Below are 9,550 nucleotides of genomic sequence, written 5' to 3'. Positions count from 1 at the left end.
GGAGAGAAAGAACTTTGGGATGCTATATTGAACCTGTTAGAACCTAAAGTGACACTTGACCCTGTTGTTATAAAAGCTAATGGACCTCAATTTACTACAAAATTAACATGCTTGTAAAAGTTCGTTGCGCAACAGCCACGTCATCGCTCGTGACTAACTATTTCCAGGCCTCCGGCCTTTAATGGCACATGGGTAATTATGGGTACGTTTCAAAACACATCTTCCATCTCCCTACATGGGTAAATATGGGTATCCGCACTATGTGCTCCCGATAGCTACCGGGAAGCAAATTAATAATGACCTAATAACAGACTCCATGGGTAATTATGGGTAAATTTCAAAACACATCTTCCGTTTTCCATTTTACATCTTCCATCTCACTATATGGGTAAATATGGGTATTTCAAAGAACTGCTTTTGTCTTAACTCTTGATTCTTTAATGTTGAGTCTCAATCCATACAATGTAAGAAAAATCCTTCAAATTATCAAATCAGCACCTATATTTAAACCAGATTTGCCATCGTATGAAAACCAGACTACTATTACTATGCCTTGTAGCTCTTTTTGCATCTTGTATCTATGACCCGGGCAATGATGATATAACTATTATCAATCACACACCGGACTCTTTATACTGCTATGTTCACGGCTACAAGAGATTAAATGATTACAACTACAATTTTTCGTTCGACTCAACCGCAGCAAGCACAAATCGCAAGTACGACTACGATGTTGCTTATAATATTAACATTAGAAAAATATTGCCAAATGACACTATACACCCGTCAATCAATGCCCATAGTTGGAAGGATGTTGCATTAGCAGATAGCGGCTTGACTATTGCCTTTTATAAAAGAGATATTCAAAAACTACCTGAAAATACACCGCTATCACCAAGCAATATATTTCGTAGAATAGACCTTACACCAAAGCAGTTAGATAGCCTGAAGTATACGATTGTTCTTAAATAACAAAAAAGCCCCGCGAAACTCGCAGGGCTTTCCATATTTCAATATCGATTATCTCCTTCTGCCGAATATCCTCAACAGCATCATAAACAGGTTTACCAACGTAATGTATAATACTAAACCACCAATCAGCGCTAACTTTTTGCCCGATGCCGAACCATACTCGATACCCGCGCCAATGCGTTTTAACAGTTGCATATAATAAGCTGTTAAGCCCGTAAATACAGCCACACCGATAAAGCTTAAAATATAGTCTAACTGTTCGCTATGAATAAAATAGTTTATTCCGAAAGAAATAAACAAGGCGATGAAAGCAATATATATAATGTTTCCAAACTTCGTCAAATCCTGATGTGTGTAGTATCCTGCTGCAGCCATAACACCAAAAAGCAATGCCGAACTGATAAATACCGATGCGACAGAACCACCTGTATACTGGGAGCATATCAAACCAAGGCTAATGCCTATCAGGCTGGCATAGGTAATAAATAATAAAACCAAAATTGGGTATGATATTCTGTTGTAGCCAATCTGCATCACTAAGGCAAAAACTAAGGGCGAGAAAACCGCAAAATACCCGAACCCGGATAAACCTCCTGTTGTTGGATTGAAAACCAGCTCTTGGTAAGCCGAGTTACTGTAAAACAAATAAGCAACATATGCCGATATGCCCAATGCCACAAACATCCAGGTAAACACCCCGGCCAAAAACCTGCGCGAAGCAATAGTGGCTTCGTCTTCTACTTGTATTACGTTATCATAAACGTAGTCATCTCTTTTTACTTCCATTTTTAAGTTATCCTTTTATTAAAAAATTTTGTGATATAAATATAAACGTATTTTCCTTCGGTTTAGTAAGCCAAAGGTAAATTATTAGCTCAAACGTTTCACCAATTGTTCTTCAACTTTTTTAAATACCTGCAAAGGCTTTAGCGCCCGCCAACCCAAATCGTCCAACGCGCCGCCAAAGTTGATGTAATAGTCGATATTGTTTGTTTTGAACTCGTTGATGACATGCTCGCGGAAATTGATGCCCGCTATCCAGCCATCTTCCACCTCCTGAAACCATTCCTCGTAATAACAATCGTCGCTCGAGTGGAAGTTCAGCACATTTTCGCCAATCAGCACAAATTTGTTGATGCCTTCGTCCATCATCAGTTCCAGTATCTCGCGCTTGAGCAACATAATGTCATTGTCAATCGCGTCGTTCCATTCGCCAATCAGTTCTATAATGGTATAGCCACGGTCGTAATCCACATAAAGCACCTTCAGGTATAAAGTATTCGAGCCAAACGAATCCCATTGCGGGTGCAGCAGGTAATTGTACACCTGCTTATCAAACTCAAACTCATTGTATTCTACCGCGTAAAATGGCGAATGCTCATCTTCCGATGCTACATAATCATCGCGCCAGCGGTAATATGGTTCTATCTCGTGCATTTTATACTCCTAATTTTATTCGGCAAACCTGCCGCTTCGTTTAACTCACCCGGTCATCGCTCTGCTCGACCACCCTCTCTTCGCCTGCGGCGGAAAGAGGGTAAACCCCATTTTCTTTTTCTTTGCCCTCTTTTTCGCTTGCGAAAGAGAGGGCCGACCAGCGTAGCGTAGTCGGGGTGAGTCAACCCGCCGCTATCATTTCAAATCATCTGCACATTTACTCATCCCGATAGCTATCGGGAGCACATCCGCATATTTACGAAGTTTGAAAATGATGGTCAATAGCTTTACGCACACTGCCATACTTTTCCAACAGGCCGGCCGCTATCGGCTCGTTCAAGCCGGTGGCCTGCATCACCATCTTCGTCCCCCGGTCAATCAGTTTATTGTTAGATAATTGCATATCCACCATCTTGTTGCCTTGCACCCGGCCCAATAATATCATTACACTTGTGCTTAACATATTGAGCGCCATTTTTTGCGCGGTACCCGCCTTCATCCTGGTCGACCCGGTTACAAACTCAGGGCCGGTAACCACTTCAACAGGGTATTGGGCCGCCGCCGCAACCGGGCTGCCTGCGTTGCAAACAATACAACCCGTGGTTACATGGTGTTTATTGGCGGCCTGCAAACCGCCGATGACATAAGGCGTAGTGCCCGATGCCGCCAACCCTACCAAAACGTCCTTGTCGTTTATTTGGTATTTCTGCAGGTCTTTCCAGGCTTGTTCGGTATCATCCTCGGCAAACTCCACCGCTTTGCGAATGGCTCCATCGCCTCCGGCAATAATACCAATTACCCAATCAAAAGGCACGCCATAAGTCGGCGGTATTTCCGAAGCGTCAACAATGCCCAACCGGCCGCTGGTACCCGCGCCAATATAAAACAAGCGGCCTCCGGCCTTCATTTTTTCGGCGGTGATGGCAACCAATTTTTCCAGTTCGGGCAATGCCTTTTCAATCGTTAAAGCAACACTTTTATCCTCGTTGTTGATATTGTGGAGCAGTTCGGCAACCGACATTTGCTCCAAATCGTTATACTTCGAATCGCGTTCGGTTACTCTTTCCATGGTCTGTTGCTTTTATAGTACAAAAATCGGCAAATTTTATCAGATACATCAAATGCGCAACTATAAATATTATTATACAATCGTTAAATTAGCGCACTTATGCGAAACATCCAAACCTTTTTGAAAACCTTGATGCTGCTCATCATCGGTGCCATCATGGGCATTTGGGTAAACAATGGCTTTAGCGGCCATCGTTTTGTTTTTAGTAAGGACGACAAGCTGTCGCGTGTGGTGAAGCTGGTGCACGATAAATATGTCGATTCGGTAAACACCGACAGCCTGGAGGGCGAAACCGCCAACCAGTTTTTACAAAACCTCGACCCGCACTCCATGTACCTTCCGCCGCAGCGCGCTACCACGCTCAACGAGACGCTCGACGGCGGCTTTGAGGGCATCGGCATCGAGTACCTGCTCATTAAAGATACCCTTTACGTAAGCAATGTGATAAAAAACGGCCCTGCCGATAAAGCCGGCCTCGGCATTGGCGACAAAGTGATTACCCTCAACAACCAAAAATTCGCAGGTACACACCTCAGTGAAAATGTGGTGGATAATGCTTTCCGCGGTACAACAAGCACCGTGCTGCAATTGGGCGTATTGCAAGGCACCTCGCCGGTCATCAAAAATATCAGCATCACCCGCGACCGGGTTGCCCTCAGCAGTTTGGATGCCGCCTACATGGTCGCGCCGCAAACAGGTTATGTTAAGATAAGTAAATTTGCCGCTACCACTGATAAGGATTTTCAGGTTGCTATAAAAGCCCTAAAAGCGCAAGGAATGCAAAAGCTGGTGCTCGATTTGCGCTTTAATGGCGGGGGCTACCTCAACGCCGCTACAGCCATGGCCGACGAGTTTTTACCTGCCGGTAAACTCATTATGTACACCAAAGGTGTACACGAACCCCGTACCGATTACTTCTCTACCGATAGCGGCAGCTTTATTAAAGGTAAACTCGCCATCCTCATCAACGAATACTCGGCCTCAGCAAGCGAAATATTGGCCGGCTCCATGCAGGATCTCGACCGTGCCACCATCGTGGGCCGCCGCTCCTTTGGCAAGGGTTTGGTGCAGGAGCAATTCGCGTTTAATGATGGCTCGGCCATTAACCTTACCGTGGCCAGGTATTATACCCCGTCGGGGCGCTGCATTCAAAAATCGTACAAAAACGGCACCGGCGATTACCATAACGAACTGACCACCCGCATGCAAAAAGGAGAGCTTTTCTCGGCCAAAAGCAATATGGACGACAGTGTTTTCCGCCAACCCTCAAAATTCCATACCGCAAACGGGCGCAAGGTATACAGTGGCGGCGGCATTATGCCCGATGTGTTTGTGCCCGCTGATACCATGGGTAACACCAGCCTTTTTTACGACCTGAACAACCGCCGCCTGTTTGATGCCTATGTGCTGCAAAAAATGAAGGGAACACTCAGGAAATATACTAATTTCGATACTTTTAATGCAGGCTATCAGGTAAGCCCTGCCGAGTTTACCAACTTCATCATCTACGCCACGCAAACCCTCAAGGAACTTGATTCGAACGAAATAGCCCGCTCGGCAGATAACATCCGCCTGTACCTTAAAGCCGCCGCCGCCCGCTTTAAATGGGGCGACGAAGCCTACTTCAAAACCATCAACAAGGACGACCCAACGTTAAAAAAAGCTATTGAGGTGCTGTAAATATGCGAATGTGCAAATGATTTGTGTGTACCGGTTAGCTTTTACGTTATCAAATGCGCTGCTGCAACCTTACCCGGCAACTTCATGACTATTCACCAACGTAAATAAACGCCCAAAACCATCATAGCAAAAAAATAAGCTGTAAATAATTTTTTCCCGTTCTATTTCAACCATGAAACTGATTTTGGCCCAAGTTTATAACATGCCTCTCAACGTCTCTATGGTGTCCGCTTCTTCCTTCGGCTTGTCTAAACGCCAGCGCAATATCCGCGGAAAGCGCAGCGCGATACCCGATTTATGCCGCGTCGATCGGTTAATCCCTTCAAAGCCAATTTCAAAAACCAGCTCGGGTTTTACGGTACGTACCGGGCCAAATTTCTCGAGTGTGTTGCGCTTTACAAAATTGTCTACCCTGCGGATCTCTTCATCCGTCAGTCCCGAATAGGCTTTCGCAAAGGGTACCAGCTTATCGCCGTCCCAAACAGCAAATGTATAATCGGTATATAGGTCGGCGCGGCGCCCATGGCCCTTTTGGGCGTATATCATTACCGCGTCTACCGATAGCGGGTCGATTTTCCATTTCCACCAATCGCCCCGGCGGCGGCCTACCTGGTAAGGCGCGCTTTTGCGCTTTAGCATAATACCCTCGGCTATCATACGTCTCGATTGTGTTCGCATTTCGCTCAATTCGTCCCAGCTTGTAAAGTTGATGATTGGCGAAAGCCTGAATACCTCGGGGAAAGGGGTAGTTAATTGTAATTGCTCCAAAATGGCCCGGCGGGCAATCTGTGTTTTGCTACGTATGTCTTCGCCCTCAAACTCCAAACAATCATAAGCAATAACCGCCACAGGGCTTTCTTCCAATATCTTTTTGCTCAGGTTTTTTCGCCCAATGCGGGTTTGTAAAATACTAAAAGGCAATGGCTGTCCGCTTTTAAAGGTCAATATCTCGCCATCCAACACGGTGCCATCGGGTAGTGCATTTAAAAAAGGGTGCAATTCCGGAAACTTTTCGGTCGCCAGTTCTTCGCCCCGGCTCCAAATAAATATTTGGCCTTGGCGTTTAATCATCTGTGCGCGTATGCCGTCCCACTTCCATTCGGCCTGCCATTCTGCAGCATCGCCCAAACTGGCTTGTAGCTCTACCGGCGACTTTTGTTTTTCGGATGTTTCCTGTATGGGATAAGCCAAAAAGAAGGGATAAGGGCGCGATATATCGTCCAGCGCGCCTTGTTCTGCAATTAATTGCTCAAAGGAGTAGGTCTCTGGTTGCCATTTGCCCATCAGGCGATGCGTCAGCGTCGCCGCCTCCAGGTTCGAGATATCGGCCAAAGCTTTGATCACCAAATTTTGTGATACACCCACCCTAAAGCCTCCGGTTAATATTTTGTTGAACACAAATTTCTCCTGTGCGTCCATCATATCCCAGGAAGCAGTGAGCCAATCTTTACGCTCCTCCTCCGTTTTATTGCCTATCGCATTAATCTCGGCTATCCATTCCGTCAGGGTTTTGCTATTGCTCACATTGTTTTTTGGCAGCAGCAAAGCGATGGTTTCGCCCAGGTCGCCAACCACATGGTAACTTTCTTCAAACAGCCACGCGGGGATATATGCCATCTCTATAGCCCAGGTGCGCACCAGGCTAGCGTTGATGGGCCGTTTAGGCTTGCGGCCGGTAAACAAAGCCAGCATATGCATTTTGTCCGTGTCGGGTACCGACAGGAAGTATTCTTTCAGTATTCGTACCTTTTCGTTGGTTTTGTTCGTCTCGTCGAGCGAGAGGAAGAGTTGGGCAAAGGCTCTCATGAAGCCCCTCCCAGATCCTCTCCGTTGTATAACGGAAGGACTTCAAAAGCCTCCCCTTCCGGGGGAGCTTGGGTGGGGGCATCTTCTTCGCCACCAAACAAGGTATATACCTCGCGCGCGTCGAAACCGATTTCGCTGAGGTATCGCGAAAAGCTGGCGGTATAGCCGTGGGTCAGGTATACGGTCTCGCAACCGGTAGCATTAATGGCACTCAACAGCCCATCCCAGTCGGCATGGTCAGAAAGTACAAAGCCCCGGTCGGCCGCTCTTCGCTTTTTTGCGCCGCGTATACTCATCCAACCCGAGCAGTACCCAAAATCGTACGGGCCGAAACGCCGCATCCATGGCGTACCCACCGCAGATGGCGGCGCCAGTATAATGCCCTTGCGCACCTCATCTTTTGAGGTTAGTGGCGTTATTCGTTCGGTAGGGTTCAATTGTATCCCGTTACGGCGCAGGGCCTCATTGGTATTCTCGATAACACCGTGTGTATACACTTTACCTGTAGAAAGATCGAGGTTTTGCAATATACGTTGCGCCTTGCCTAAGCTGTAGCCAACAATCACGGTGGCTAAGCCGTTAGCCCGGTTATGCCGCCACCAATTATTCATCTCGGCAAATACTTCTGCTTGTGGTTTCCATTTATAAACGGGCATCCCAAAGGTACATTCCGAAATGAAATGGTGGCAGTGCACGGGTTCGAAGGGCGTGGAAATACCGTCGTCGGCTACTTTATAATCTCCCGACACAACCCATACCTCACCCTGATAACTTAACCTCACCTGTGCCGACCCTATTACATGCCCCGCTGGGAATAAGCTGATGGATACTCCGTTCTTTGTTACGGTTTCACCATATTCAACGGTTTGCAGTTGTATCTCGCCAAGGCGGTACCGCAACACCTGCGCTGAGTAATGATGCGCTAAGTAACGTTTATTGCCAATACGGGCATGATCGGAATGGGCATGGGTAATTACTGCGTAATCAACCGGCAGCCAGGGGTCAATATAGAAATTACCCTGCGCGCAATAAATGCCGCGATCTGTAAATTCGAGCAGATTTTTTTTTGCCATACTCAAAAAGCTTAGCGGAAAGTTAAGCCTTTTTGATTACAGGTTTTGCTTTTTGATATTTTATGGGATTCGGTTGACTGAATAAGCGTATTTCAAATCACACGACAACATAGATCAACACATTGCAGTGAACACACCTCATTAAAAAGTACTAAAAACTACTTCTGCCTAAAAAACACCTGTATCGGCACGCCGGCAAAATCAAAGTTCTCGCGTAGCTTGTTTTCGATAAAACGATAGTAAGGTTCTTTGATATACTGCGGCAGGTTACAAAAGAACGCGAACATTGGCGCCGTACCTTGTATCTGGGTAATGTATTTAATCTTCACGTACTTACCCTTAATGGCAGGAGGGGGGAAAGCCTCGATGATAGGCAGCATCACCTCGTTCAGTTTTGAAGTAGGTATTTTTTTGATGCGGTTTTCGTAAACATGGTTGGCGGCTTCAATGGCTTTAAATATCCGCTGCTTTTCCATTACCGAAGTAAATACAATGGGCACATCCACAAAAGGGGCAATTTTTTGATGGATCAGTTCTTCAAAAACCTTGGTGGTTTTGTTGTTCTTCTCTATCAAATCCCATTTGTTTACCACAATAACAATACCCTTTTTGTTCTTCTCCGCCAAGTGGAAAATATTGATGTCCTGCGACTCAATGCCTTCCACAGCATCTATCATCAGCAAAACCACATCGGCCTCTTCCAAAGCTTTAATGGTGCGCATCACCGAATAAAACTCGATATTCTCTTTCACCTTCGTTTTTTTGCGCAAACCGGCAGTATCCACCAGCATAAAATCGTGGCCAAACTGGTTGTAGTGTATATGTATCGAATCACGGGTGGTACCTGCTATCGGGGTAACAATGTTTCTGTCTTTACCAAGCAAGGTATTGATGAAAGATGATTTACCCACATTCGGCCTTCCGGCGATGGTATATTTAGGCAGGGTATTAGGCTCTAAAACTTCATCGTCAAAGCACTTCACTACCTCATCCAGCAACTCACCCGTTCCCGAGCCCGTCATTGATGAGATATTGTAAATCTCGCCCAGGCCAAAGCTGTAAAATACCGTAGCATCAATTTGCTGCGAGTTATTATCAACCTTGTTCACCACCACAAACACCGGCTTTTTGCTGCGGCGCAAAACAGTAGCTATCTCATCGTCCAAATCGGTAATACCGGTGGTAACATCCACCACAAACAATATCACCGATGCTTCTTCAATGGCTATCAGTACCTGTTCGCGTATGGCGCTTTCAAAAACATCTTCGCTGTTGGCTACGTAGCCGCCGGTATCAATCACGGTAAAATCGTGTCCGGTCCATTCCGATACACCATAGTGCCTGTCGCGGGTAACGCCGCTCATATCGTCAACAATGGCTTTACGGGCCTCTATCAACCGATTAAATAAGGTACTCTTGCCCACATTCGGGCGGCCTACTATGGCTACTATGTTGCTCATGTTTTTTTAATTTAGACTCAAGAGCCGAGAATCAAGAATTAAGACCTTGCGTT

At 46.1% G+C, this 9,550-nt stretch carries 8 protein-coding genes; 2 read left to right on the top strand and 6 right to left on the bottom strand.

Annotated features, from left to right (window positions below):
- The first annotated feature begins 525 nt into the window (after positions 1-525).
- A complete protein-coding gene (locus QZX97_RS11710; protein ID WP_295654879.1) occupies positions 526-972 on the top strand; it encodes a hypothetical protein in 447 nt (148 codons plus the stop codon).
- Between the two features lie 48 nt (positions 973-1,020).
- Here the strand turns inward: QZX97_RS11710 and QZX97_RS11705 are convergent, their stop codons facing one another.
- The 3 genes from QZX97_RS11705 to murQ all read right to left on the bottom strand — a co-directional run bounded on the left by QZX97_RS11705 (position 1,021) and on the right by murQ (position 3,478).
- Positions 1,021-1,758 carry a Bax inhibitor-1/YccA family protein gene (locus tag QZX97_RS11705; RefSeq protein ID WP_295654877.1) on the bottom strand — a complete coding sequence of 246 codons (738 nt, stop codon included), beginning with the start codon at positions 1,756-1,758 and terminating at the stop codon, positions 1,021-1,023.
- Between the two features lie 84 nt (positions 1,759-1,842).
- Positions 1,843-2,409 (bottom strand): hypothetical protein, encoded by a 567-nt coding sequence (locus QZX97_RS11700; protein WP_295654875.1) that lies wholly within the window; start codon positions 2,407-2,409, stop codon positions 1,843-1,845.
- A 256-nt stretch (positions 2,410-2,665) separates the two neighbouring features.
- Entirely contained in the window at positions 2,666-3,478 is an 813-nt protein-coding gene (gene murQ / locus QZX97_RS11695; protein WP_295654874.1) for an N-acetylmuramic acid 6-phosphate etherase, read from the bottom strand.
- Positions 3,479-3,577: 99 nt separating this feature from the next.
- Between murQ and QZX97_RS11690 the strand changes: the two genes are divergently transcribed.
- A complete protein-coding gene (locus QZX97_RS11690) occupies positions 3,578-5,158 on the top strand; it encodes a S41 family peptidase (protein ID WP_295654873.1) in 1,581 nt (526 codons plus the stop codon).
- Between the two features lie 195 nt (positions 5,159-5,353).
- Here the strand turns inward: QZX97_RS11690 and QZX97_RS11685 are convergent, their stop codons facing one another.
- The 3 genes from QZX97_RS11685 to der form a co-directional block, all read right to left on the bottom strand.
- On the bottom strand, positions 5,354-6,964 hold the full coding sequence (locus QZX97_RS11685) for an ATP-dependent DNA ligase (protein WP_295654871.1): 1,611 nt from the start codon (positions 6,962-6,964) through the stop codon (positions 5,354-5,356).
- The gene (locus QZX97_RS11680) at positions 6,961-8,037 is read right to left on the bottom strand and encodes a ligase-associated DNA damage response exonuclease (protein WP_295654869.1); all 1,077 of its coding nucleotides are present in this window, start codon (positions 8,035-8,037) and stop codon (positions 6,961-6,963) included. Before QZX97_RS11680 ends, QZX97_RS11685 begins: the two co-directional genes overlap by 4 nt.
- A 158-nt stretch (positions 8,038-8,195) precedes the next feature.
- Positions 8,196-9,497 carry a ribosome biogenesis GTPase Der gene (gene der / locus QZX97_RS11675; RefSeq protein ID WP_295654868.1) on the bottom strand — a complete coding sequence of 434 codons (1,302 nt, stop codon included), beginning with the start codon at positions 9,495-9,497 and terminating at the stop codon, positions 8,196-8,198.
- Positions 9,498-9,550: the final 53 nt, after the last annotated feature.

The sequence above is a fragment of the uncultured Mucilaginibacter sp. genome, assembly GCF_903893715.1.
In the GTDB taxonomy this organism is placed as follows: Bacteria; Bacteroidota; Bacteroidia; order Sphingobacteriales; family Sphingobacteriaceae; genus Mucilaginibacter.
This window is presented reverse-complemented; position numbering and strand designations above follow the sequence as displayed.

Excerpts from the sequence above, each read along its gene's own strand:
- QZX97_RS11710 (WP_295654879.1), top strand. The coding sequence starts at position 526 with ATGAAAACCAGACTACTATTACTATGCCTTGTAGCTCTTTTTGCATCT.
- QZX97_RS11705 (WP_295654877.1), bottom strand. The coding sequence starts at position 1,758 with ATGGAAGTAAAAAGAGATGACTACGTTTATGATAACGTAATACAAGTA.
- QZX97_RS11700 (WP_295654875.1), bottom strand. The coding sequence starts at position 2,409 with ATGCACGAGATAGAACCATATTACCGCTGGCGCGATGATTATGTAGCA.
- murQ (WP_295654874.1), bottom strand. The coding sequence starts at position 3,478 with ATGGAAAGAGTAACCGAACGCGATTCGAAGTATAACGATTTGGAGCAA.
- QZX97_RS11690 (WP_295654873.1), top strand. The coding sequence starts at position 3,578 with ATGCGAAACATCCAAACCTTTTTGAAAACCTTGATGCTGCTCATCATC.
- QZX97_RS11685 (WP_295654871.1), bottom strand. The coding sequence starts at position 6,964 with ATGAGAGCCTTTGCCCAACTCTTCCTCTCGCTCGACGAGACGAACAAA.
- QZX97_RS11680 (WP_295654869.1), bottom strand. The coding sequence starts at position 8,037 with ATGGCAAAAAAAAATCTGCTCGAATTTACAGATCGCGGCATTTATTGC.
- der (WP_295654868.1), bottom strand. The coding sequence starts at position 9,497 with ATGAGCAACATAGTAGCCATAGTAGGCCGCCCGAATGTGGGCAAGAGT.